At 63.0% G+C, this 23,265-nt stretch carries 23 protein-coding genes; 6 read left to right on the forward strand and 17 right to left on the reverse strand.

Annotated features, from left to right (window positions below):
* Positions 1–20 precede the first annotated feature (20 nt).
* A complete protein-coding gene (gene dgoD / locus P9250_RS20745) occupies positions 21–1,169 on the reverse strand; it encodes a galactonate dehydratase (RefSeq protein WP_244827048.1) in 1,149 nt (382 codons plus the stop codon).
* A gap of 578 nt (positions 1,170–1,747) precedes the next feature.
* Between dgoD and P9250_RS20750 the strand changes: the two genes are divergently transcribed.
* From P9250_RS20750 to P9250_RS20760, 3 genes are all read left to right on the forward strand, one after another.
* The gene (locus tag P9250_RS20750) at positions 1,748–2,428 is read left to right on the forward strand and encodes a FadR/GntR family transcriptional regulator (protein ID WP_309845125.1); all 681 of its coding nucleotides are present in this window, start codon (positions 1,748–1,750) and stop codon (positions 2,426–2,428) included.
* Positions 2,429–2,431: 3 nt separating this feature from the next.
* A complete protein-coding gene (locus P9250_RS20755; protein ID WP_310394917.1) occupies positions 2,432–2,671 on the forward strand; it encodes a hypothetical protein in 240 nt (79 codons plus the stop codon).
* A 304-nt stretch (positions 2,672–2,975) separates the two neighbouring features.
* On the forward strand, positions 2,976–3,989 hold the full coding sequence (locus P9250_RS20760) for a DedA family protein/thiosulfate sulfurtransferase GlpE (RefSeq protein WP_310394919.1): 1,014 nt from the start codon (positions 2,976–2,978) through the stop codon (positions 3,987–3,989).
* An 86-nt stretch (positions 3,990–4,075) separates the two neighbouring features.
* Here P9250_RS20760 and P9250_RS20765 read toward each other — a convergent pair whose 3' ends face one another.
* The 14 genes from P9250_RS20765 to P9250_RS20830 all read right to left on the reverse strand — a co-directional run bounded on the left by P9250_RS20765 (position 4,076) and on the right by P9250_RS20830 (position 19,176).
* Positions 4,076–5,005, reverse strand: coding sequence for a DMT family transporter (locus P9250_RS20765; protein ID WP_250491808.1), 930 nt, complete (start codon positions 5,003–5,005; stop codon positions 4,076–4,078).
* Between the two features lie 336 nt (positions 5,006–5,341).
* On the reverse strand, positions 5,342–5,728 hold the full coding sequence (gene gloA / locus P9250_RS20770) for a lactoylglutathione lyase (RefSeq protein WP_244827053.1): 387 nt from the start codon (positions 5,726–5,728) through the stop codon (positions 5,342–5,344).
* Positions 5,729–5,852: 124 nt separating this feature from the next.
* On the reverse strand, positions 5,853–6,734 hold the full coding sequence (locus P9250_RS20775) for a M48 family metallopeptidase (RefSeq protein WP_244827054.1): 882 nt from the start codon (positions 6,732–6,734) through the stop codon (positions 5,853–5,855).
* Between the two features lie 91 nt (positions 6,735–6,825).
* Positions 6,826–7,599 carry a lysophospholipid acyltransferase family protein gene (locus P9250_RS20780; protein ID WP_310394924.1) on the reverse strand — a complete coding sequence of 258 codons (774 nt, stop codon included), beginning with the start codon at positions 7,597–7,599 and terminating at the stop codon, positions 6,826–6,828.
* A gap of 25 nt (positions 7,600–7,624) precedes the next feature.
* On the reverse strand, positions 7,625–8,185 hold the full coding sequence (gmhB, locus tag P9250_RS20785) for a D-glycero-beta-D-manno-heptose 1,7-bisphosphate 7-phosphatase (RefSeq protein ID WP_250463113.1): 561 nt from the start codon (positions 8,183–8,185) through the stop codon (positions 7,625–7,627).
* Positions 8,182–10,281: a glycine--tRNA ligase subunit beta gene (gene glyS, locus P9250_RS20790; RefSeq protein WP_310394926.1), complete on the reverse strand. Its 2,100-nt coding sequence runs from the start codon at positions 10,279–10,281 to the stop codon at positions 8,182–8,184. The genes gmhB and glyS overlap by 4 nt, the downstream gene beginning before the upstream one ends.
* Before the next feature lie 17 nt (positions 10,282–10,298).
* Entirely contained in the window at positions 10,299–11,315 is a 1,017-nt protein-coding gene (gene glyQ, locus P9250_RS20795) for a glycine--tRNA ligase subunit alpha (protein WP_250463120.1), read from the reverse strand.
* 253 nt (positions 11,316–11,568) lie between these two features.
* Positions 11,569–13,233 carry an apolipoprotein N-acyltransferase gene (gene lnt / locus P9250_RS20800; RefSeq protein WP_310394930.1) on the reverse strand — a complete coding sequence of 555 codons (1,665 nt, stop codon included), beginning with the start codon at positions 13,231–13,233 and terminating at the stop codon, positions 11,569–11,571.
* An 84-nt stretch (positions 13,234–13,317) separates the two neighbouring features.
* Positions 13,318–14,223, reverse strand: coding sequence for an HlyC/CorC family transporter (locus P9250_RS20805; RefSeq protein WP_244827060.1), 906 nt, complete (start codon positions 14,221–14,223; stop codon positions 13,318–13,320).
* A 195-nt stretch (positions 14,224–14,418) separates the two neighbouring features.
* The gene (locus tag P9250_RS20810; protein ID WP_244827959.1) at positions 14,419–15,096 is read right to left on the reverse strand and encodes a gamma-glutamylcyclotransferase; all 678 of its coding nucleotides are present in this window, start codon (positions 15,094–15,096) and stop codon (positions 14,419–14,421) included.
* 35 nt (positions 15,097–15,131) lie between these two features.
* Complete coding sequence (gene ybeY, locus P9250_RS20815; protein ID WP_244827061.1) at positions 15,132–15,593, reverse strand: rRNA maturation RNase YbeY; 462 nt, start codon at positions 15,591–15,593, stop codon at positions 15,132–15,134.
* Positions 15,594–15,597: 4 nt separating this feature from the next.
* Positions 15,598–16,683: a PhoH family protein gene (locus P9250_RS20820; protein WP_250463127.1), complete on the reverse strand. Its 1,086-nt coding sequence runs from the start codon at positions 16,681–16,683 to the stop codon at positions 15,598–15,600.
* A gap of 21 nt (positions 16,684–16,704) precedes the next feature.
* Complete coding sequence (miaB, locus tag P9250_RS20825) at positions 16,705–18,084, reverse strand: tRNA (N6-isopentenyl adenosine(37)-C2)-methylthiotransferase MiaB (RefSeq protein WP_310394933.1); 1,380 nt, start codon at positions 18,082–18,084, stop codon at positions 16,705–16,707.
* Positions 18,085–18,204: 120 nt separating this feature from the next.
* Complete coding sequence (locus tag P9250_RS20830; protein WP_409014969.1) at positions 18,205–19,176, reverse strand: LysR family transcriptional regulator; 972 nt, start codon at positions 19,174–19,176, stop codon at positions 18,205–18,207.
* A 103-nt stretch (positions 19,177–19,279) separates the two neighbouring features.
* Between P9250_RS20830 and P9250_RS20835 the strand changes: the two genes are divergently transcribed.
* Positions 19,280–19,657 (forward strand): VOC family protein, encoded by a 378-nt coding sequence (locus P9250_RS20835; RefSeq protein WP_250491814.1) that lies wholly within the window; start codon positions 19,280–19,282, stop codon positions 19,655–19,657.
* Between the two features lie 19 nt (positions 19,658–19,676).
* The gene (locus tag P9250_RS20840) at positions 19,677–20,858 is read left to right on the forward strand and encodes an MFS transporter (RefSeq protein ID WP_310394937.1); all 1,182 of its coding nucleotides are present in this window, start codon (positions 19,677–19,679) and stop codon (positions 20,856–20,858) included.
* Here P9250_RS20840 and glpK read toward each other — a convergent pair.
* A complete protein-coding gene (glpK, locus tag P9250_RS20845) occupies positions 20,855–22,351 on the reverse strand; it encodes a glycerol kinase GlpK (protein ID WP_310394939.1) in 1,497 nt (498 codons plus the stop codon). The genes P9250_RS20840 and glpK overlap by 4 nt on opposite strands.
* A 255-nt stretch (positions 22,352–22,606) precedes the next feature.
* Here glpK and P9250_RS20850 point away from each other — a divergent pair, with 255 nt between their 5' ends.
* Positions 22,607–22,987: a hypothetical protein gene (locus P9250_RS20850; protein ID WP_310394941.1), complete on the forward strand. Its 381-nt coding sequence runs from the start codon at positions 22,607–22,609 to the stop codon at positions 22,985–22,987.
* 48 nt (positions 22,988–23,035) lie between these two features.
* Here the strand turns inward: P9250_RS20850 and P9250_RS20855 are convergent, their stop codons facing one another.
* On the reverse strand, positions 23,036–23,233 hold the full coding sequence (locus P9250_RS20855; RefSeq protein ID WP_244827069.1) for a hypothetical protein: 198 nt from the start codon (positions 23,231–23,233) through the stop codon (positions 23,036–23,038).
* Between the last annotated feature and the right edge of the window lie 32 nt (positions 23,234–23,265).

Here is a 23,265-nt window from a genome sequence, read left to right on the forward strand (position 1 = left end):
GCCGTCAGCGCGTCAGGAAATCACCACTCGGCTACGCTTCCATCCGCATGCCGCCAGACCGGATTGCGCCACCGGTGACCGATTTTCGCCATTTCGCGCACCTTCTCTTCATTGACCTCGATTCCCAGCCCCGGTCCTTGAGGAATCGCGACCATCCCGTCCGCATAAGCGAACACTTCGGGATTCTTGATGTAGTCGAGCAGGTCATTGCCCTTGTTGTAGTGAATGCCGAGGCTCTGTTCCTGAATGAACGCGTTGTAGCTCACGGCGTCGATCTGTAGACACGTGGCAAGCGCAATCGGCCCGAGCGGACAATGCAGCGCGAGCGCGACGTCGTACGCTTCGGCCATCGAGGCAATCTTGCGGCACTCGGTCAATCCGCCGGCATGCGACGCGTCCGGCTGAATGATGTCCACATAACCGCCCGCGAGGATGTGCTTGAAGTCCCAGCGCGAATAGAGCCTTTCGCCGAGCGCGATGGGCGTGCTCGTCTGACTGACGATATCGCGCAACGCCTCGACGTTTTCCGACAGCACGGGTTCTTCGATAAACATCAGCTTGAACGGATCGAGTTCACGCGCGAGCACCTTCGCCATCGGCTTGTGCACGCGGCCATGAAAATCGACGCCGATGCCCACGTTCGGTCCCACCGCTTCACGCACGGCGCGCACGTTGTCGATGACGCCTTGCACCTTGTCGAAGGTATCGATCATCTGCAGCTCTTCCGAGCCGTTCATCTTCACGGCCTTGAACCCGCGTTCGACGACCGCGCGCGCGTTGTTCGCGACATCGCTCGGACGGTCGCCGCCGATCCACGAATACACCTTGATTTTGTCGCGCACTTGTCCGCCGAGCAGCGCGTGAACCGGCACGCCATGATGCTTGCCGAGAATGTCCCAGAGCGCCTGATCGACGCCTGCAATCGCGCTCATGCCGATAGGCCCGCCGCGATAGAAGCCCGAGCGATACATCACTTGCCACAAGTCTTCGATATGTCGCGGGTCTTTGCCGATGAGATAGTCGGCGAGTTCATCGACGGCGGCGGCGACGGTATGCGCGCGTCCTTCGACAACGGGTTCGCCCCAGCCGGTGATGCCCTCGTCGGTTTCGATCTTGAGGAAGCACCAGCGCGGTGGAACGATGAAGGTTTCCAGTTTCGTGATTTTCATGGACGTCTCCTAAACGGGTTCGCTATCTTAGCAAAACGCGGCGTGAAGTAGTATTAATAGTACTATTGGCGGATTGGCGGATTGGCGGATTGGCGGATTGGCGGATTGGCGGATTGGCTGATTGGCGGATTGGCGGATTGGTGGATTGGCGGATTGGCGGATTGGCGGATTGGCGATTGGCGATTGGCGGCAAGGCGGCAAGACGGCAAGGCGGAATGGCTGAAAGGCCGAAAGGCATTGGCGGAATGGCGGAATGGCGGAATGGCGGGTGGCGGAATGGCGGATTTGCCAATCTGCGGATTCGCAGATTCGCTAGATGTTCGGTGGTGAGTTGGTGTAGTGGGAGTCGTGGGAGTCGTAAGTAGCTTGATGGTTAAGTGACCAAGGTGCGAGGTGAAACAGCAGAGTGGCGAAGTCGCGGATCGGTGCACGAGCAGTCGGATGGTGGAGTGGTGGAGATATGGCGACACTCGCGCATGCCCCATCCGCTCCATGCAAAGCCGCTTCGTTCCAAGGAAACCGCTTCGGCACACTCGGCCAATGCCCGATAATCGTGCGCAAACGAGCAGGAGAACGAGATCATTCATCGCGATTTACACGGCCGCGTCGCTCACGAACTCGGCATGGCCATTTTGCGCGGCGATTTCGCGCCGCAGACTTCGTTGCCGCGCGAGGCCGAATTGATGGAGCGCTTCGGCGTGAGCCGCACGGTGCTGCGCGAGGCGCTACGCACGCTCACATCGAAAGGGCTGATCGAATCGCGGCCCAAGGTCGGCACGCGCGTGCGCGCAAAGGACGCGTGGAATCTGCTCGATGCCGACATGCTCGACTGGTACTCGCGCGTGGCGCCGCCGCTGCAATTCGCGCTCAAGCTGCAGGAGATGCGCGAGATGATCGAGCCATACGCAGCCGCGCTCGCCGCTGACAATCACGAAGCGCAGACGCGCGAGCGGCTCACGAGCGCGCATCAGGCGATGGTCGGCGCGCAGAACGTCGACGAATGGGTACGCGCCGATCTGGATTTTCATTTGTGCGTGCTGGCCGCCTGCAGCAACGAGTTGCTGATTCCGCTTGGCGCGCTGATCGAACGCACGCTGGAAGGCCAGCTTCGGCTGAACGCGAAGCGCGCGGAGGTGTACAACGCGTCGCTTGCCGAACACACGGCGGTGTTCGATGCGATCATCGCGCGCAATGCTGGCGCCGCTCGCCGCGCAATGGCCGATCTGCTCGGCGTGACGCGGTCGCGGATCGAGAGTTGAGGCGTGCGTCGGTGGATCATCGTGCGCGATGCCGCACGACGCACGACGCACGACGCACGACGCACGACGCACGGCGCACGACGCACGACGCACGACGCACGACGCACGACGCACGACGCACGACGCACGACGCACGACGCGCGACGCACGGCGCACGGCGCACGGCGCACGACGCACGACGCACGGCGCACGACGCACGACGCACGACGCACGACGCACGCCGGCCAATCGGCTTTGGCGTGACGCAATCGCAGATAGCAGACAGTAGATCGAGGCGTACATCGGAGGCATGAACCATCTGTCCTGCGACCTCGGCATGTGTCGTCGCCGAACCGGCTGGTGTTCATCGGCAAGAAGGCAATGCGCGCCTTCTTCCTCGCACATCACACCGCAGTGACAGCGCCACGCACACACGACCCAAACGCCCCGCTGACACCGCTACATTCAGGCAAACCGTTCACGATCGCGATAAAGTGGACCCCTTGCGCACCGCACCGAAAGCACGCCCGCATCGAAGAACCGTGCGCTAGCTCGTGAAGGAGTTTGAATGCCGCACGTCCCGACTTCGCTTGCGTCGTCGTGGGGCGCGTGGGCCGTGTTCGTCAGCGTCCTCGCGACGCAACTTGGCGTGCCGGTCCCCGCCGCGCCGATGCTGATTCTCGCCGGCTCGCTCGTCGCGTCCGGCGAGTCGTCCTTCTGGCCGATGCTCGGCGCGGCCGTGCTCGCGGTGCTCATCGCCGATTCGCTCTGGTTCGCGGCAGGCCGTCTCTACGGCCGACGCTTCCTCAACTCGCTGGTGCGCTTCTCCCTCTCGATCGACTCCACGCTGCGCACCGCGCGTCGCTGGTTCGAACGCTTCGGCGTGCCGCTGCTCGCGTTGTCCAAGTTCGTTCCCGGACTCGGGCTCGTGTCGGCGCCGCTGCTAGGCACCACGCAGATCGACGTGCGCGTGTTCGTGTTGTGGGACTTGATCGGCGCGACCGCCTGGGCCAGTTTCTGGATTCTGGGCGGCGCGGCGCTGCAGGAGCAGATCGCGCGCCTCGTCGTGCTGGTTCGCGCGAACGGCGCGACCGTGATCGATATTCTCGTGCTCGCGGGCGTCGGTTTCATTCTGTATCGATGGGTGCGGCGCGTGCAGTTTCACCAGTGGCTGGAGAAGTATCACATCACGCCCGACCAGCTCGACGCCATGATGCAAAGCGATACGCCGCCCGTCATCTACGATGCACGGCCAATCGACATACGCCGCAAGGAGCCGTATCGCATTCCGGGCGCGGTCGCGCTGGATCTCGATTCCCCCGACCGCGTCGATCAGTTGCTGTCGGAGCACGAAGTCGTCGTGTATTGCGTCTGCCCGAACGAAGCGACGGCCAAGTCTATCTCGCGTCGGCTGCGCGCCAAGGGTTTCACCAACGTGCGTCCGCTCAAGGGCGGCCTGGACGCGTGGGAGAAGCACGGCTATCCGATCGAATCCATTCCGCCGGAAAAGCCGCACGTCGATACGCACGAAGACAGCGACATGGACGACATGGTCACGATCCGCGCGACGGCGCCCGAGTAATCGAAACTCGGGCGGTCCTGCCGCGCCGGCTTACTCGGGTGATAGCCGCAAGCGCCCATGCTCCAGGTCGGCGCTCGAATAAAAATTCAAGCGTTCCCGCCGCGCCGGTTGACGAGCGCGATGCCCGCAAGCACCATCGCCGCGGCGACCATGAAGCGCGCGGTGAAGTGCTCGCCGAGCAGCAACACGCCGAAGGTCACACCGAAGATCGGCGTCAGAAACGAAAATACGGAGAGCCGCGACGCCATATAGCGCGTGAGCAGCCAGAACCAGGTCAGATAGCTCACGAACGCCACCACCACGGCCTGATAAACGAGACTTGCGATAGCGAGCGGCGGCAGCGCGTCGACATGGGTTTGTCCAGTGACGGCCGCGAGCGCGAGCAGCATGACCGCCGATACCGCGAGCTGATAGAAGAGCGTCTTGCTCGCACTCGTTCGCGAGAGTGACGAGGCGCGCACGACCACCGTCGTCGCGGCCCAGAAGAGGCCCGCCATGACGCCGAGCGCATCGCCTGCGATGCCGCGCAAGGTCGATGCGCTTTGCGGCGCGCCGTGCAGAAAACCATCCGCGAAGGCAAGCGCCATGCCGCAAAACGCGAGCATGATGCCGCACCACTGCGTGCGCGCAAGCCGCTCGCCGGCGACGAACCAATGCAGGCCAAGTGCGGTGAAACAGGGGGCGGTATAGAGAAAGACGGCCATGCGCGAGGCTGTCGTGAGACTCAGGCCGAAGAAAATGCAGACGAATTCACCGCCGAACAATATGCCGGCAAGGATTCCGGCGGGCAGGGTATCGTCGCGCTGAAAGAGCGGCACGCCGCGCGTGCGCGTCCAGATCAACACCAGAAAAGTGGCGATGAGCGAGCGTACGCCCGCTTGCAGCATCGGCGGAATGAAGCTGTTCGCTTCCTTGATGGCGACTTGCTGAAAGCCCCACACGCCGCACAGCGCAATCATCACGGCGACGGCCGTGAGGTCGGGCGCGCGGCGCAGGGCGAAAGAGGATGTGCTCATGTTCACGCATCGACGTCGCACTGTTTTGGAGCGTCGATTGTGCCAGCGAAGTGGTGACGCTGCCCGTGAAAAACCAGAAATAGCACGACGGTGATGCGAAAACGTGACCGGCCTTACGTTCGAGCGCGATGATCACGGCCGGCTTAGCCGTGGTCGGTCGTGCGCCCACAGCCTGACGTTCGAACACGCCGAGTTCGGCTTGACGACAAGCGCCGTCGTGCGCAAGCGCACGTCGTTTGGAAGCGGTAAGCACGGTCTGCTTGAGCAAACGGCATCACTTCGCCGCTTCCGATTTCCGCAATTGCCCTAAATCGAACGTCCAACGTCGGACGTCGATCAAGAATGTTTTTCGATCAACTCGACCTTGTACCCGTCCGGGTCTTCGACGAACGCGATCACCGTCGTGCCGCCCTTCACCGGGCCGGCTTCGCGCGTGACCTTGCCGCCGGCTTCGCGGATACGGTTGCACGCGTCGGCGGCGCTGTCCACTTCCAGCGCGATATGACCATATGCCGTGCCCATCTCGTACTTCTCGACGCCCCAGTTGTAGGTCAGCTCGAGCACGCTGGTTTCGCTCTCATCGCCGTAACCGACGAACGCGAGCGTGTACTTGTACTCGGTGTTCTCGCTTTGACGCAGCACTTTCATGCCGAGAATGCGCGTATAGAAATCGATGGAACGTTGCAGATCGCCGACGCGCAGCATCGTGTGAAGGAGTCGCATGGTGGGGTTCCTGTTGTTTGATTGCGAAAAGACGACGCGCCCGGTTCATTTTTATCGATTGGTCGGGCGGCGCGGTTCTCGTCTCGAATTGTACCGGGCACCCGCGGCGTGCGCTGACGGGCGCTCAAAGCGCGGGCAGCAGATCCGGCGGATGATGCTTGAGCGTATGCCGGGCTTCGCGGAACTCGGGAAAGATGGATTCGACGGTCTGCCAGAAACGCGGACTGTGGTTCATCTCGCGCAGATGCGCAAGCTCGTGCGCGACCACATAGTCGATGATCGACATCGGAAAATGAATGAGCCGCCAGTTCAGGCGAATCTTGCCATCGCTCGAACAACTGCCCCAGCGCGTCGCCGCCGACGAAAGCGCATACGCCCGGTATTCCACGCCGAGCTTTCGTGCATAGACCGCGAGCTGCTCGCCGAAGATGCGCTTCGCTTCGCTTTGCAGCCAGCCTTGCACGCGGTCCTTGATCTGCTGCGCATCCGCGAGTGCGGGAAGCGGCACACGCAGCACGCCGGTCTCGTCATCGAACGAAAGCGATCCCGCGCCCGCATTCAGCGCCACGCGTATGGTCTTGCCGAGATACGGAAACTGCGCGCCGTCTTTCCAGTCGATGCGCGGCAACGCGCGCTCTTCCACACGCGTCTGCCATTCGGTCAGCTTCTTGAAGATCCAGCTTTGCTTGCCGCCGATCGCGCTTTCGATATCGGCGATCGTCACCCAGCGCGGCGCGGTGATGGTGAGTCCGGTGCCATCGATGCAAAAGCCGATGGTGCGCCGCGCCGACCGCTTCAGCCGATAGTCGAGCGCGCGCGCACCCAGGACGATGCGGCGCTGACGCACGCCTTCCGGCAGTGGTGCGCTTGAAGGAGGAACTTCGCCGCGCAGAGGCGCGGGCGCCGTGGATGGCGCACAGAACTCGGGCGCATGCTCGAACGGTAGATCGAGTTGCAGGGTATCGAGCGCGACGGCGGGGCGCTGTCGCGAAGGTTGCTTCTGCATCGGCTCGGCTTTGCGCTCCCGGCGCAGGAATGACGAGAAGAACGAGAAAGGCACGCCGCGGCTCGATCGGATGCGAATGCGAACGAGCGCGTCAGCGGCCAGCGCCCGCCGCGCCAGGTTCACCCGGTCGCACGTCGGGCGTCGCATACGCGAGCGGATCGATGCGGCGCATTTCCATTTCGATCCAGCTCTCGACTCGCGTGTTCACTTCCTCGGGCGTGAGTCCGGCAGTGTCGATCGGCTGGCCAATCGACACCGTGACTATACCCGGATATTTGATGAACGAATTACGCGGCCAGAGCCGCCCCGCGTTATGCGCGATAGGCACGACCGGCGCGCCCGTCGCCACCGCGAAGCGCGCGCCGCCCGTCTTGTACTTGCCCTGCGTGCCGGTGCGTGTGCGCGTGCCTTCCGGAAACATGATGACCCACGCGCCTTCGTCCATGCGCGCACGGCCTTGCCGCGCGACGGACACGAACGCGTCGCGGCCTTGCTTGCGGTCGATATGCACCATCTTCAGGAGGCCGAGCGCCCAGCCGAAGAACGGCACATAGAGCAGCTCGCGCTTGAACACATAGCAGAGCGGACGCGGCATGAGCGCCGGAAACGCGAGCGTCTCCCAGGCCGATTGATGCTTCGACAACAGCACCGCCGGACCATGCGGCAGATTCTCCATGCCGACGATCTCGTAGCGAATGCCGATCAGATAGCGCAACACGACGATGGTCGACTTGCACCAGCCGGCCGCCATCCAGTAACGCTTGTCGGCCCGCATGAAGGGGAACGCGATGAAGCACGCGGTCGCGTACGGCACGGTGTACGCGACGAAGTAAAGCATCAACAGCAACGAACGGATGAAGCGCATGGAAGGTCAGTGATGCGGCGGCCGGTCAGTCACGATGCCGCGCGAGATAGTCGAGCGCAAAGGCGCGCAAATCCTTGTGAACGCTTAAGCCTTCGGGCAGATTGCCTTCCGCGAGCGTAATCGGTCCCTTGCCGGTCAGAACGAGATGCACGGGAAAGCCGAGCGCCGCGCCGGCTTGCAGGTCGCGCAGCGAGTCGCCGACGACCGGCGTGTCTTCCGGGTCGATCTCGAAGCGCTCGATGATCTGCTGCAACATGCCAGGCTTCGGCTTTCTGCAATCGCATTGGTCTTCGGCCGTATGCGGACAAAAGAAGATGGCGTCGATACGCCCGCCGACTGCCGCCGCCGCGCGATTCATCTTCTGATGCATGGCGTTGAGCGCGGCCATGTCGAACAGGCCGCGCCCGATCCCCGACTGATTCGATGCGATCGCCACGCGAAAACCGGCCTGATTCAGCCGCGCGATGGCTTCGAGACTGCCGGGAATGGCGACCCATTCGTCCGGCGACTTGATGAAGGCATCGGAGTCGACGTTGATGACGCCGTCGCGATCGAGAATGACCAGTTTGCGATTCATCGTCGTCATGCGGCCAGTTTGGAGATGTCCGCGACGCAGTTCATCTGCTGATGCAATGCGTTGAGGAGCGCGAGGCGGTTGTTACGCAACGCCGCGTCTTCCGCGTTCACCATCACGTCGTTGAAGAATGTGTCGACGGGAGCGCGAAGGGCGGCGAGCGCGGTCAGCGCTTCGGTGTAGTTGCGTGCGGCGAGCTGGCTCTGCACGCGCGGCGTGACACTTTCGATCTGCGCGTAAAGGTCTTTCTCCGCAGCCTCGACGAGCAGTTCCGGATTGACCGCCGTCGGCACGCCTTGCTCGGACTTCCTGAGAATGTTCGAGATGCGCTTGTTGGCCGCCGCGAGCGATGCCGCCTCCGGCAACGAGGCGAATTCGCGCACGGCATCCAGGCGCGCGACGATGTCGTCGAGACGCGTAGGATTCAGGCTCAGCACGGCGTCGATTTCGCTCGCGTTGAAGCCGCGTTCGCGCAGAAGACCACGCAGACGATCGAGGAAAAACGCGTAGATTGCTTCGGTCGAATCCGCGACTTGCGGCATGCCGGCGAATTGGCGTTGGGCCGCGTTGACGAGCTCGCGCAGGTCGATCGGCATCTTCTTTTCGAGCAGGATGCGCAGCACGCCGAGCGCATGACGGCGCAGCGCGAACGGATCTTTCTCGCCCGTCGGCGCAAGGCCGATGCCCCAGATGCCGACGATGGTTTCCAGCTTGTCCGCGAGCGCCACCGCGCAACCGACGCCGGTGGACGGCGTGTCGTCGCCCGAGAAACGCGGCTGATAGTGCTCCGAGCATGCGAGCGCCACTTCCTCCGGTTCGCCGTCGTGGCGTGCGTAGTACGTGCCCATCGTGCCCTGCAATTCGGGGAATTCGCCGACCATGTCGGTGAGTAAGTCCGCCTTCGCAAGACGCGCGGCGCGGCGCGTGAGCGCGGCATCGACACCGACGAGCGGCGCGATCTCGCCCGCGAGCGCTTCGAGACGCTCCACGCGCTGCAAGGCCGAGCCGAGCTTGTTGTGATAGACGACGTTCGCAAGTTGCGGCACGCGGTCTTCGAGGCGCTTCTTCTTGTCCTGCGTGAAGAAGAACTTGGCATCGGCGAGACGCGGACGCACCACGCGCTCGTTGCCTTCGATGATCTCGCCGGGCGTCTTCGTATCGATATTGGAGACGATCAGAAAGCGCGAGCGCAGCTTGCCGTCCTGGTCCGTGAGCGCGAAATATTTCTGGTTGGTCTGCATCGTGAGGATGAGACATTCCTGCGGCACTTGCAGGAACTCATCGTCGAACCGGCACTGATACACGACCGGCCATTCGACCAGCGCGTTCACTTCGTCGAGCAGCGCTTCGGGCATCACGACGCGATCTTCACCCGCGAACGCCTGCAATTGCGTGCGAATGGATTCGCGGCGGTCGTCGAAATTGGCGACGACATGGCCCTTGGTGCGCAGCGTTTCGGCATAGTCGTCCGCGCGAGCGATCGCAACGAAGCCTTCCGACATGAAGCGATGACCGATGGTCGTGTCGCCCGCATCGATGCCGAGCGCGCTGACCGGCACGATATCGCGGCCATGCAACGCGACCAGACGCTGCACCGGACGCACGAACTGCACGCTCGCGCCGTCCGGACGTTGATACGTCATGACCTTTGGAATCGGCAACTTGGCCAAGGTTTCGTCGAGCGCGGCTTGCAAGCCTTCGGTGAGCCTTGCGCCCGGCGCCGCGTAGCGCAGGAAGAACGCTTCGGCCTTGCCGTCCTGCGCGCGTTCGAGTTCGCCAACGGGGAAGTCGGGGAAGCCGAGCGCCGCGAGCTTCTTGGCGAGCGGCGGCGTGGGATTGCCGCTCGCGTCGAGCGCGACGGTCACGGGCAGCACCTTCTCGCGCACCTGCTTTTCCGGGGCGACGTTGCGCACGTTTTCGATCAGCACGGCGAGCCGGCGCGGCGTGGCGTATTTTTCGAACGAAGCCGCGCCTTCGATCAGATCGCGCGCGGCCAGACGCTCGACGATGCCTTCGGCGAAAGCGGTGCCGAGACGCGCGAGCGCCTTCGGTGGCAGTTCTTCGGTCAACAGCTCGACGAGCAGAGAAGCGGAAGTGGATTGCGTCATTGTTCTGTCGTCTCTCGTCAAGCTTGTTCGGTGTTGCCGGGATTGCTTTCGACTTTCAACGCGGGCGCCCAGGCGGGACGCGCCGCTTCCTCGCTGTCGGTGATGAGCCCGGCTGCGGCGTGCACCGGATTGCCGAGCATCGGGAAGCCGAGCGCTTCGCGCGAATCGTAATACGCCTGCGCGACGAGTCGTGACAACGCGCGGATGCGGCCGATATACGCCGCGCGCTCCGTCACGGAAATGGCGCCGCGCGCATCGAGCAGATTGAATGTGTGGCCGGCCTTGAGCACGAGTTCGTAGGCGGGCAGCGCGAGCTTCGCTTCGATCATCTTCTTCGCTTCGGCTTCATAGCTGTTGAAGAAGGTGAAAAGCAGATCGACGTTCGCGCGTTCGAAGTTATACGTGGACTGTTCGACTTCGTTCTGGTGATAGACATCGCCATACGTAAGGCGCCGCAGTTCGCGGCCATTCGGGCCGTCTTCCTGCCATTCGGTCCAGATGAGGTCGTAGACGTTATCGACCTTTTGCAGATACATCGCGAGACGTTCCAGACCGTAGGTGATTTCGCCGAGCACCGGCTTGCAGTCGAGACCGCCTGCTTGCTGGAAGTACGTGAACTGCGTGACTTCCATGCCGTTCAGCCAGACTTCCCAGCCGAGACCCCAAGCGCCGAGCGTGGGATTTTCCCAGTCGTCTTCGACGAAGCGCACGTCGTTCTGCTTCAGATCGAAGCCGAGCGCTTCTAGCGAGCCGAGGTAGAGATCGAGGATATTTTCCGGCGCGGGCTTGAGCACCACTTGATACTGATAGTAGTGCTGCAGGCGGTTCGGGTTCTCGCCATAGCGGCCGTCCTTGGGGCGGCGCGACGGCTGCACGTAGGCGGCACGCCACGGTTCCGGGCCGATGGCGCGCAAAAACGTATGAACGTGCGAGGTGCCGGCGCCGACTTCCATGTCGATCGGCTGAAGAAGCGCGCAGCCCTTGTCGTTCCAGTAGGACTGCAGCGTCAGGATGATTTGCTGAAAGGTGAGCATGATTGCCTTTGATGCGGACCGGACGCGGCCGTGGACGCAGACGTCATGGTGCTCGTGACGGCACGGACCCGAAGCTCGGCGGAATACCGAAACTCTCGATTCTAGCGTATGGCGGGGTGGGGGAGCTTGCGTATGCGTTGCCGAGCGCGGATAGGGTGTTGGACCGATCCCATGCGCGGTGAGCCTTCGCGTGACTCGGCAGCTTGGATCGATGCGGCGCGCGCACCGGCATGAGCGCACGCCGCAGTCGCATTTACGAGCGTTTTCTCCCCGGCGCAAACGCAAATGCCAACGCCAGCAACAACAGCGAAACGGCAATCACGATGACGTTCCCGCTCGTCACATAAGGCGTGCGCCCCGACATTCCCTGCACCGTCGCCTCCAGCACGCCTGTCGTGAACGTCGGCAGACGCGAGACAACATCGCCGTTCGCCGCGATCACCGCGGTCATTCCCGTGTTGGTCGCGCGCAGCATAGGCCGGCCGGTTTCGATCGAACGCATGCGTGCGATCTGCAAGTGCTGGTCGAGCGCGATCGTATTGCCGAACCACGCGAGATTGGTCGAGTTCACCAGCACGCCCGCAGGCGCTTCCTGCTCGCGGATCGTATGCGCGATCTCTTCGCCGAAAATGTCCTCGTAACAGATATCGACGGCTACGGGCTGGTTATGCACGAAAAACGCCTTCTGCGCGATCGGCCCGCGCGCGAGATCGCCGAGCGGAATGCCCATCAGTTGCACGAACCAGTGAAACCCGAGCGGCACGAACTCGCCGAACGGCACGAGATGATGCTTGTCGTAGCGATAGACATCGAGCGTCCCCGGCGTGATGCCAAAGAGACTGTTCGTGAAGTCGGTCACGCGGCCATCGGGCAGAACCGTTACGCCAATTGCACCGAACAGGATCGATGACTTCGTATTGTCGGCGAAGCCGCGAATCTTGACGGCGAAATCATGCGGCACCTGAACAGCCAGCACCGGCAGCGCGGTTTCGGGTGTCACGATGAGATCGGCGGGTTTCTCCGTGATGAGCCGCTCATAAAGCGCGAGCGATGCATCCACGCCCGCCTGTTCGAACTTCATCTCCTGTTTGACATTGCCTTGCAGGAGCCGCACGGTGAGCGGCGCGTTGGCGGGCGTCGTCCATTGCACGAGCGAGAGCAGCATGCCGGCGACGATCAGCGCGAGCGCAACCGCGCCCGGTACAAAACGCGCAGCGCGGGCTCGGCTGACTTGATAGACCGTTTGAACGATCAGCGCGGCGACGAGCGCCAGCACCCATGCAACGCCATATACACCGACGACCGAACCGAAGCCCGCGAGCGGTCCATCGACTTGCGCATAGCCGCTTGCGAGCCACGGAAAGCCCGTGAACACGAGCCCGCGCAACCACTCGCCGATAGCCCACGCGCTCGCGAAGGCGAACGCGCCGTGCCAGGTGGGCACATAGCGCGACGCGGTTTCGATATCTTGCACGGTGGCCGCGTCTTCATCGCCGAAACGCGCGCGCCCTGCGACGAGCGCCCAGAGCGCGCTCGATAACGCCGGATACATCGCGAGATACAGGCAAAAAAGCGCGACGGCGGCCGCCGCGAGCGGCGCGGCCATGCCGCCGTACACATGCATGCTGACATAGAGCCACCACACGCCCGTGACGAAATTGCCGAAACCGAACGCCCAGCCGGTTGCCGCCGCGCTCTTCCAACTGGTCGTGCGTGAGAGCCACGCGAAGAACAGCGTGAAGAGCAGGAGCTCGATCCAGCCGCCATGCGGCGTCGGCGCGAACGAAAGCGTGTTGGCCGCGCCGAGCACGGCGGCCACGAGGTAATGCCAGAAGGGAAGAGCGCGGGGCGTATTGCCGGTTGCGGATTCAGATGCCGCGCGTCGGCGCGAGAGAAGACGGAACGATGAGTCGGTCATGGAATACGTGGTTGACGGCGGAGCCGTGCGGGAGCGGAGGCGTGGTTGTGGTTTGCGATCGAGACTTTATCAATCGCGCACCCCTCAATCCCGCAGCTCATCCTCGTCATCGGCATCATGCCGGCGATGCTGCGCCACGCTCGGCACGCGCCTCACGAGCAGCACGTGAATCTGCCGCGCATCGCCACGCAGTATCTCGAACACGAAGTCGTCGATGCGCACCTTCTCGCCGCGATGCGGCACGCGCCCGAAACGATGCGTGACGAGCCCGCCGATGGTGTCCACTTCTTCGTCGGAGAAGTCGCTGCCGAATTGCTCGTTGAATTGTTCGATGCCCGTCAGCGCGCGCACCCGATACTTTCCGTCCGGCGACGCGATGATATTGCCCGCTTCCTCGTCGAAATCGTATTCGTCCTCGATATCGCCGACGATCTGCTCCAGCACGTCTTCGATGGTGATGAGGCCCGCGACGCCGCCGTATTCATCGACGACGATGGCAATGTGATTGCGGTTCACACGAAAGTCGTGCAGCAGCACGTTCAGACGTTTCGATTCCGGAATGAACACGGCGGGGCGCAGCATGCCGCGCACATCGAATTCTTCTTCCGCGTAATAACGCAGCAAATCCTTCGCGAGCAGGACGCCAATGATGTTGTCGCGATTGCCCTCGAACACCGGATAGCGCGAGTGTGCTTTTTCCAGCACGAACGGGATGAATTCCGCGGGCGTTTCGGCGATGTTTATGGCGTCCATCTGGGCGCGCGGCACCATGATGTCGCGCGCGCAGAGATCGGACACCTGAAAGACGCCTTCGATCATCGAAAGCGAATCGGCGTCGAGCAGGTTGCGTTCGTGCGCGTCCTGCAGCACTTCGAGAAGCTCGTCGCGCGACTCGGGTTCGTGCGAGATGAAGTCGGTCAGGCGTTCGAGCAACGAGCGCTTTTCCGGCGGTTTTTCGGAGTGTCGTCGACTGGGATAGGGTTCGTTCATAGCGGAGCGCCCGGGAATGCCCGGGCGCGTTTTAGCGGAAAGTTAAGCATACACCAAGGAAAATAGCGGCCGGGGTGAAGCGGCGCGCGCGCTTCTTCTGCGAAGGAGATGCTAGCCGAGAATTATGCGAGATGTGTGTCTCGTGCGCGGATTGGCCATCCGGACGATCTTCGTACGATGCCCGAGCGCGCGCCTTCACTCCGCGTTTTGCCCCTTGCAGCGCCGCAACAGCGCTTCCAGCGCGCGGTCCGGCATGCCGCTTTCGCGCAGCGCCACGACCGTGCGGCTCACGTAATCGAGCGTCGTGCCATAACGGCCGCTCGCGCAGCCGAGCACGGTCCGAACGATCGGGTCCGCGAGCTTGCCCGTGTACGACACCACGTCGCGACGCATCACGAAGGCAAGCGCATCGACGCGCCGGCCGTCGATCAGCGTGCACGGCAGCCACGCGGGACGGTATGAGCCCATTGCCATTTCGCGTCGCCAGAGCACTTCGAGATGTTCGTGCGCCTCGGTTCCGGACAGGCGAAACGCCATGCCGGTGCACGAGCCGCCGCGATCGAGCGCGAGCACGAGGCCCGGCTGTTCCGGCGTGCCGCGATTCACGCGCGACCATAAGTAGAGCCCGCGATGATACCCATGCACCTTGCCGCGCACGGCTTCGAGCGTCGGCAAGCCGGGGTTCCAGATGAGCGATCCATAGCCGAAAAGCCAGATGTCGGATTTGCCGTCCCAATCGGCAAAAGTCACCGCGCGCGAGGCGGCGAGCTCCTCGTCGGTGAGAAGCGCGGAGTTGCCCAGCACCGGCGGATAGTCGGGGCACGGCGTGGCGGGTTCGTAAAAGGGCGTGGGTTCAGGCGTCTTGTCGTTCACGGCGCGTGGCAAGGCATCTCGATGAAGACCGGGGATCAGACGAGCGGCACGTAGGGATCGGTGAAACCCAGAGACTGCATGATATCCGTCTCGATCGATTCCATCTCTTCCGCCTCGCTTTCGACCTCGTGGTCATAGCCTTGCGCATGCAGCGTGCCATGCACGATGAGATGCGCGTAATGCGCGGCGAGCGGCTTGCCTTGCTCGGCGGCCTCGCGCTCGACGACCGGGCAGCAAAGAATGAGATCGCCGGCGACCGGATCTTCTTCCGACTCGGCATAGGCAAAGGTCAGCACATTGGTCGCGTAATCCTTTTGCCGATACGTCCGGTTCAGCATGCGGCCTTCTGCTTCATCGACGAAACGCACGGTCAATTCGGCGTCAGCGAAGAGCGAAGCCTTGATCCAGCGCGCAACCGTCGCACGCGGCAACAGCGCCTTGTGCGACGGATACGCTTTCGCGGCAGGAAACTGCAGCGTCAAAGTGAGGCGAGGCATGACTTCACTCGGACCTTTGCCGCGCTTCCGCGATTGCCGCATCTTTTTGCGATTGCGCGTCGTAAGCCTCGACGATACGCGCGACCAGCGGATGGCGCACCACGTCCGCCGACGTGAAGTGCGTGATCGCGATGCCGCGCACTTCCGCCAGCACATGCTGCGCTTCGATCAGGCCGCTCTTGTGTCCGCGCGGCAAATCGACCTGCGTGGTGTCGCCGGTTACGACCGCCTTCGAGCCGAAGCCGATACGCGTGAGGAACATCTTCATCTGTTCGGGCGTGGTGTTTTGCGCCTCGTCCAGAATGATGAACGCGTGGTTCAGCGTGCGCCCGCGCATGTAGGCGAGCGGCGCGATTTCGATCATCTGGCGCTCGAACATCTTGGCGGTCTTGTCGAAGCCGAGCAGGTCGTAGAGCGCGTCGTAGAGCGGGCGCAGATACGGATCGACCTTTTGCGCGAGATCGCCCGGCAGGAAGCCGAGCCGCTCGCCCGCTTCCACGGCGGGTCGCGTAAGCACGATGCGCTTGACCTGATCGCGTTCGAGCGCGTCCACCGCGCAGGCAACCGCGAGATAAGTCTTGCCCGTGCCCGCCGGCCCGATGCCGAAGGTCACGTCGTGCGCGATGATCTGCTTCAGATAATCGCGTTGCGCGGGTGTGCGGCCGCGCAAATCGGCGCGGCGCGTGTAGAGCTTGGGACCGTGGTCTTCTTCGTCGCCCAGGTCGATGGTGGCGCTGGGTTCGTCGAAGGGATGGTCCGGATCGCCGCGAAAACGCGGATCGATCGGCGCTTCTTCTTCCTTCGCCTTCGCGCGGCGCGTTGCGTGGCGCGCTTCGACCAGCGCGAGCTGGATGTCGTCCACCGAGAGCGGATCGCGCGCGCGGTTGTAGAAGTTTTCGAGCGCGGTAAGCGCGACCTTTGCGCCACGGCCGCGAATGGCGATCTTGTGGCCGCGCCGCGAAAGCGTCACGTCGAGCGCCTGCTCGATTTGCCGCAGGTTCTCGTCGAGCGGGCCGCAGAGGTTGGCGAGCCGCGCGTTGTCATCGCGCGGAGCGGTAAATTCCAGATGCTGCTGAGGAGCGTTCTTCAAGGCGAAGGGGGTGTCCTTAACTTAGTTGGCCAACTCGGGCGTCGCCGCCGTATCCGGCGCGAGCACCAGTGCGCCGCGCAACGAGTGCGGGTACGCGTGATTGATCTCGACGTCGATCATTTGGCCGATCAGGCGCTTGTGAGCCGAAAGCGGCGCCGGGAAATTGACCACGCGATTGTTCTGCGTGCGTCCGGCGAGCTCGCTCGGGTCCTTGCGCGACGGGCCTTCCACGAGAATACGCTGCACCGAGCCGAGCATGGAATTGCTGATCTTGACGACGTTTTGCTCGATAGTCGCCTGCAAATGTTGCAGGCGCTTGAGCTTGACTTCGCGCGGCGTGTCGTCGTGCAGATTCGCGGCGGGCGTGCCGGGACGCGGGCTGTAGATGAACGAGAAACTCGTGTCGTAGCTCATCTCGTGAATGAGCGCCATCATCTTGTTGAAATCGTCTTCGGTTTCGCCGGGGAAGCCGACGATGAAATCCGTCGACAGCGAAAGGTCCGGGCGAATGGCGCGCAGCTTGCGGATCACCGATTTGTACTCGAGCACGGTATAGCCGCGCTTCATCGCCATGAGAATGCGGTCGGAACCATGCTGCACCGGCAAATGCAAATGGCTCACGAGCTTCGGCACCTTGGCGTAGGTATCGATGAGGCGCTGCGTGAATTCCTTCGGATGCGACGTCGTATAGCGAATGCGCTCGATGCCCGGCACTTCCGCGACATACTCGATGAGCGTGGCGAAGTCGGCGATTTCCTGCGAACCGAGCGTCAGCGCGCCGCGATAAGCGTTCACGTTCTGGCCGAGCAGCGTGACTTCGCGCACGCCCTGGTCGGCCAGGCCGGCGATTTCGGTGAGCACGTCGTCGAGCGGGCGCGAGACTTCCTCGCCGCGCGTGTAGGGCACGACGCAATAGCTGCAATACTTGCTGCAGCCTTCCATGATCGATACGAACGCGCTCGGGCCTTCGACGCGCGCGGGCGGCAAGTGATCGAACTTTTCGATTTCCGGAAACGAGATGTCCACCTGCGCGCGGCCGGTCGAGCGGCGCTTGTCGATCATGGCGGGCAGGCGATGCAGCGTTTGCGGACCGAACACGAGATCCACGTAAGGTGCGCGCGAAACGATGGACGCGCCTTCCTGGCTCGCGACACAACCGCCTACGCCGATCAGAAGATTCGGGTTTGCTTCCTTCAATTCGCGCACGCGGCCGAGGTCGGAGAACACTTTTTCCTGGGCCTTCTCGCGCACCGAGCAGGTGTTGAACAGGATGACGTCCGCATCTTCAGGCGTGTCGGTCTTGACGAGCCCTTCCGCCGCGCCGAGCACGTCGACCATCTTGTCGGAGTCGTACTCGTTCATCTGGCAGCCGAAGGTCTTTACATATACTTTCTTGGTCATGAATGGTCGCCGGTCGCAGTGGTTAACCTGGGGGCGCTAAAAGAGATTGAGAGGGTTTTGCGCGTGAGTGCCGCGCTTTTGCAGCAATCTGCACGGCTTCTACTTGTAATTAGGCCGATATTATAGCTCTGGCGACAAATCCTGACGAAGCCCGACGCGCTCGGGCGGATACGCCAGATCGCCAAGCAGTTCGCCCGTGGTCGTCTCGAAGCGTTCGATCAGAAAATCCAGCAGCACGCGCACGCGCGGCGCCATATATCGATTGGCGTGGAAGAGCGCGTGTACGGGCGCTTCGTGCGTGCACCAGTCGGGCAGAATCAACTGCAGCGCGCCCGAGCGCACGTCGGCGGCAATGTCCCAGATCGACTGATGCGCGATGCCATGTCCCGCCAGCGCCCAGGCGCGCGCGATGGCGCCGTCGTTGGTTTCCCAGGCATCGGCGACGGGCAAGGTGTAGGAATAGCGCTCCTCGCCGCGCACGAAAGCCAGTTCGTTGAGGGTTCCCGCAGCGGTGAAAATCACGACGAAGTGGTGCCCGGTTAGTTCGGCGGGCGTTTGCGGCACGCCTTTGCGCGCGAGATAGTTCGGCGACGCGCACAGCACGCGCCGATTCGGCGCTAGCGAGCGTGCCGCGAGCCCGCTGTCCGGCGGCGCGCCGAAGCGAATCGCCAGATCGATTTCCTCCTGCAGCAGATTCGACACCGAGTCCGACAGCGTGAGTGCGAAGCTCACGTCCGGATGCAGGCGGCTGAAGTCGTCGAGCCAGCCGCGCAGCATGTGCCGGCCGAAATCCGACGTCGCGGAAATGCGGACTTTGCCGCGCACGCGATTTTGCCCGGCTTGCAGCGCCGCTTCGGCGTCGTCGATAGCCTGCAGCGCGATACGGCAATGCTGCAAGTACAGCCGCCCTTCGTCCGTCAGGCGCAATTGGCGCGTGGTGCGCTCGAAGAGGCGCGCGTGCAGCGCTTTTTCCAGCTTGATGAGCCGCGCGCTCGCCGCCGCTGGCGACAAGCCGAGTTTGCGTCCCGCCGCCGACAGGCTGCCGAGCGTGGCGGCTTCGGTGAAAAGGCGCATGTCGCCAAGCCGATCCATTGTCATCTTCAAATCCGGTTTGACAATGATTCAAAGGCTAGCCCAATTATCAACGGCGCGCCATGCGGTCACAATCCGTCCAACTCGTTTCAGGTTCAACGCCATGCAACTCGATCACGTGACTATCGTCGCGCCGGACTGCGATTCGATGATGCGTTTCTTCGTCGATGTCGCCGGGATGTCGGTGGGCCCGCGACCGCCATTCGGTGTGAGCGGCTACTGGCTGTATCTCGGCGCGCGGCCGGCCGTGCATCTGATCGCGACGGGCGATGCGTCTGTCGCCGCGCACCCCGATGCGACGCGCATCGACCATCTCGCGCTGCGTATCGACGACGAAGCCGAGTGGCGCACGCTCATCGACCGTCTCGAATGTCGCGGCTACGCCTATCGGATCGCGGAAGTGCCGCTTGCGCGCGAACGTCAGCTTTTCGTGCGGCTTGCGCCGGGCGTGGTCGTCGAGTTCGTGACCGCGCGCCATTGATCTATTTCGGAGCATGACCATGCCTTTACCTCTTCTCGCGCTGGCGATCAGCGCGTTCGCCATCGGCACGACCGAGTTCGTCATCATGGGCTTGCTGCCCAACGTCGCACGCGATCTTTCCGTGTCGATTCCATCGGCAGGGCTGCTCGTCACGGGCTATGCGCTCGGCGTGGCGGTCGGCGCGCCGCTGCTCGCCGTGCTTACGAGCAAAATGCCGCGCAAGCTCGCGCTGCAATTGCTGATGCTCGTGTTTATCGTCGGCAACGTGTTTTGCGCGCTCGCACCGAACTACGGTTTGCTGATGATCGCGCGCGTCGTGACCTCGTTCGCGCACGGTTCGTTCTTCGGCATCGGCGCGGTGGTCGCGGCGTCGCTCGTGCCCGCCGACAAGCGCGCGAGCGCCATTGCGCTCATGTTCACCGGCCTCACGCTCGCGAACGTGCTGGGCGTGCCGTTCGGGACGTTCGTCGGTCAGGAACTGGGCTGGCGCGCGACGTTCTGGATCGTCGCCGGTCTCGGCTTGCTGTCCGCGCTCGGCGTGACCGCGCTCGTGCCGAATCGTCACGATGCGGCACCAAGCGGACTCGGCCGCGAAGTACGCGTGTTGCGCGACCCGCAGGTCTGGCTCGCGCTGACGATGACCGTGCTCGGCTTCGGCGGCGTGTTCGTCGTGTTCACGTATATCGCGCCGATTCTCGAACAGGTCGGCGGCTTCTCGCCGCGCGGCGTGACGCTCGTGCTCGTGCTGTTCGGCATCGGGCTTACGGTCGGCAATACGATTGGCGGCAAGCTCGCGGACCGCGCGTTGATGCCTTCGCTGATGGGCATTTTGCTGGCGCTTGCCATCGTGATGGCCGTGTTCGCAAAGACGAGCCACAGTCAGGTCGGCGCGATCGTGACGATCTTCGTCTGGGGCATCGCGGCGTTCGCGACGGTGCCGCCGTTGCAGACACGCGTGGTCGAGAAGGCGAAGGACGCGCCCAATCTTGCTTCGACGTTGAACATCGGCGCGTTCAATATCGGCAATGCGGGTGGCGCCTGGCTCGGCGGCGCGGTATTGACGCATGGTTTTGGGCTCGATGTGTTGCCTTGGGCGGCGGCGATGGTCGCAGTGGCCGCTCTTGGGGTGACGTGGTTCGCGGCGCGCTTCGATGCGCCGCAGGTCAGGTCGGGGGTGAAAGCGGCGGATTCGAATGCTTAACCATCCGCCCACGCCTTCGCCGCCTTCACCGCCCGCTGCCATCCCGCGAGAGACGCCTCGACATCGTCGGCGGGCATCGTCGGTGTGAACTGCCGCTCAAGTTGCCACTGCGATTTCAGCTCGTCGATATCCTTCCAATATCCGACCGCGAGCCCCGCGAGATAAGCCGCGCCAAGCGCGGTCGTTTCGGCGATGCGCGGTCGCACCGCATCCACACCCAGGATGTCCGCCTGAAACTGCATCAACAGATCGTTGGCGCAAGCACCGCCATCCACCCGCAATTGGGCGATGCGTATGCCCGAATCCGCTTCCATCGCGCGCAAGACATCGACCGATTGATAAGCGATCGAATCCAGCGCCGCCCGCGCGATATGGGCGGAAGTCGTCCCGCGCGTCACGCCGAACAGTGTGCCGCGAGCCCGCGCGTTCCAGTGCGGCGCGCCCAAGCCAGCGAAAGCGGGCACGAGATACACGCCATCGCTATGCGGCACGCCGCGCGCAAGGGCTTCGACGTCACTCGCGCGGCGAATTAGTCCCAACCCGTCGCGCAGCCATTGCACGACCGCGCCCGCAATAAAAATACTGCCTTCGAGCGCATAGTTCACCGTATCGCCGATTTGCCAGGCAATCGTCGTCACGAGATTGTTGCTCGACTCGATCGGCGTTTCGCCCGTGTTCATCACGAGGAAGCAGCCGGTGCCGTAAGTGTTCTTCACCATGCCGGTATCGATACACATCTGGCCGAACAACGCGGCATGCTGGTCGCCGGCAATGGACGCGAGTGGAAGATCGGCCGCGAACACGGTGCCCTGCGTCGTGCCATACACCTCAGATGAACTACGTACTTCCGGCAGCATGCTGCGCGGTATCTCGAATGCATCGAGCAGTTCGTCGTCCCAGCGGCGCGCGTGGATGTCGAACAGCATGGTGCGCGACGCATTGGTGATGTCGGTGACATGCAAACCGCGCCGCGTGAAATTCCACACGAGCCAGCTATCCACCGTGCCGAACGCGAGCCGTCCCTGCTTCGCCTTGTCGCGCGCGCCTTCGACGTTATCGAGAATCCAGCGGATCTTGCTCGCCGAGAAATACGCGTCGATGGGCAACCCCGTCTTCGCGCGCACCATGGCTTCGAGCCCGCGCGCCTTGAATTCGTCGCACAGCGAGGCCGTGCGCCGGTCTTGCCAGACGATCGCGTTATAGATCGGCTTACCCGTTTCCCGATCCCACACGATGGTCGTTTCGCGCTGATTCGTGATGCCCACCGCCGCAATCGACGACGCGCTCAAACCTGCCCGCGTCACGGCTTCGGCGGCGACGCCCGCCTGAGTCGACCAGATTTCCTGCGGATCGTGCTCGACCCAGCCCGCTTGCGGATAAATCTGCTGAAACTCCTTCTGCGCCACCGAAACGACATTGCCATTCCTGTCGAACAGCATGGCCCGCGAACTGGTCGTGCCCTGGTCGAGCGCGAGGACGTACTGATCCTGCATGTTCATCTCCGGAAAGTGCACGGATCGGCGTGCTTGTGAAATCGAGCGATGCCGTGCGAGGTCTGCATGCGCAATCTATCGGACGCGCGGCATGCGTACAACCTGGCCGGATGGCATAGGCCATTAGCACATAGCGCCGTAAGGAGCCGTTCGCGCCAAGGAAACCGTAAGAATGCCTATGCCATTTGGCCGAGTGGCGCGAACTCGCGGTTCGTCCGATACTGGCAACTCGAAATCGGGCAACGGGTGAATGCAATGCGAATGCAGGTTGTGTCAGGCGTGCTGGGCGTGGCTGTTCTGGCCGGCTGTGTAGCGACGCCGAATATCGACGGATCGAGCGGTGCGCCGTCGTTCAGCGCGTTGCAGGAAATGTGCGGGACCACGCAGGTGGACTACGGCGGGGACGCGCCGTCCGTCTACACGGCGTTCTTCGACGCTTACGTGGCGCAACGGCGCGGCGGGTTATCGAAGGATCGCTATTGCGCGTTTCAGGGGACGATCGCCGCGCGCTACGGCGTATATCGCGCGAATCCGGGGCCGGAGGCGCAAAGTGCGTGGGCCAGCTTCTTTCTGGATCAGCGGGCGCAGGCTTTGAGTTGGCGCGCGGCAGTCGACCCGACGCTGCGCGCAGGATAGGACGCGGCGCAGATAAGTCCGCGTCCGAAATCGCTTCGGAAGCGAAGGCTAGGAGAACCGCTTGAATGCCTTGATGGTGGAGTCGCCAGTTGCGGTAAGGCGCCATTGCTGTCGGCCCGAAGCCAGGTTCTCGAGTTGAACGAGTTGACGTTCGAGCAATGCATCGAGTTCATCGCGTTCCATGTCGACCTGATTGGGCTCTTCCTGAACCAGCAGCAGCGTGGCGAATTCGTGCGGACTCAGCATTCGTGTTCTCCATTAAGACCGAACGGCAAGGC

It is taken from the genome of Caballeronia sp. LP006 (genome assembly GCF_031450995.1).
Classification (GTDB): Bacteria; Pseudomonadota; Gammaproteobacteria; order Burkholderiales; family Burkholderiaceae; genus Caballeronia.

Coding starts and splice junctions, on each gene's coding strand:
- dgoD (WP_244827048.1), bottom strand. CDS start 1,169: ATGAAAATCACGAAACTGGAAACCTTCATCGTTCCACCGCGCTGGTGC.
- P9250_RS20760 (WP_310394919.1), top strand. CDS start 2,976: ATGCCGCACGTCCCGACTTCGCTTGCGTCGTCGTGGGGCGCGTGGGCC.
- P9250_RS20765 (WP_250491808.1), bottom strand. CDS start 5,005: ATGAGCACATCCTCTTTCGCCCTGCGCCGCGCGCCCGACCTCACGGCC.
- gloA (WP_244827053.1), bottom strand. CDS start 5,728: ATGCGACTCCTTCACACGATGCTGCGCGTCGGCGATCTGCAACGTTCC.
- P9250_RS20775 (WP_244827054.1), bottom strand. CDS start 6,734: ATGCAGAAGCAACCTTCGCGACAGCGCCCCGCCGTCGCGCTCGATACC.
- P9250_RS20780 (WP_310394924.1), bottom strand. CDS start 7,599: ATGCGCTTCATCCGTTCGTTGCTGTTGATGCTTTACTTCGTCGCGTAC.
- gmhB (WP_250463113.1), bottom strand. CDS start 8,185: ATGACGACGATGAATCGCAAACTGGTCATTCTCGATCGCGACGGCGTC.
- glyS (WP_310394926.1), bottom strand. CDS start 10,281: ATGACGCAATCCACTTCCGCTTCTCTGCTCGTCGAGCTGTTGACCGAA.
- glyQ (WP_250463120.1), bottom strand. CDS start 11,315: ATGCTCACCTTTCAGCAAATCATCCTGACGCTGCAGTCCTACTGGAAC.
- lnt (WP_310394930.1), bottom strand. CDS start 13,233: ATGACCGACTCATCGTTCCGTCTTCTCTCGCGCCGACGCGCGGCATCT.
- P9250_RS20805 (WP_244827060.1), bottom strand. CDS start 14,223: ATGAACGAACCCTATCCCAGTCGACGACACTCCGAAAAACCGCCGGAA.
- ybeY (WP_244827061.1), bottom strand. CDS start 15,593: ATGCCTCGCCTCACTTTGACGCTGCAGTTTCCTGCCGCGAAAGCGTAT.
- miaB (WP_310394933.1), bottom strand. CDS start 18,084: ATGACCAAGAAAGTATATGTAAAGACCTTCGGCTGCCAGATGAACGAG.
- P9250_RS20830 (WP_409014969.1), bottom strand. CDS start 19,176: ATGGATCGGCTTGGCGACATGCGCCTTTTCACCGAAGCCGCCACGCTC.
- P9250_RS20835 (WP_250491814.1), top strand. CDS start 19,280: ATGCAACTCGATCACGTGACTATCGTCGCGCCGGACTGCGATTCGATG.
- P9250_RS20840 (WP_310394937.1), top strand. CDS start 19,677: ATGCCTTTACCTCTTCTCGCGCTGGCGATCAGCGCGTTCGCCATCGGC.
- glpK (WP_310394939.1), bottom strand. CDS start 22,351: ATGCAGGATCAGTACGTCCTCGCGCTCGACCAGGGCACGACCAGTTCG.
- P9250_RS20850 (WP_310394941.1), top strand. CDS start 22,607: ATGCGAATGCAGGTTGTGTCAGGCGTGCTGGGCGTGGCTGTTCTGGCC.
- P9250_RS20855 (WP_244827069.1), bottom strand. CDS start 23,233: ATGCTGAGTCCGCACGAATTCGCCACGCTGCTGCTGGTTCAGGAAGAG.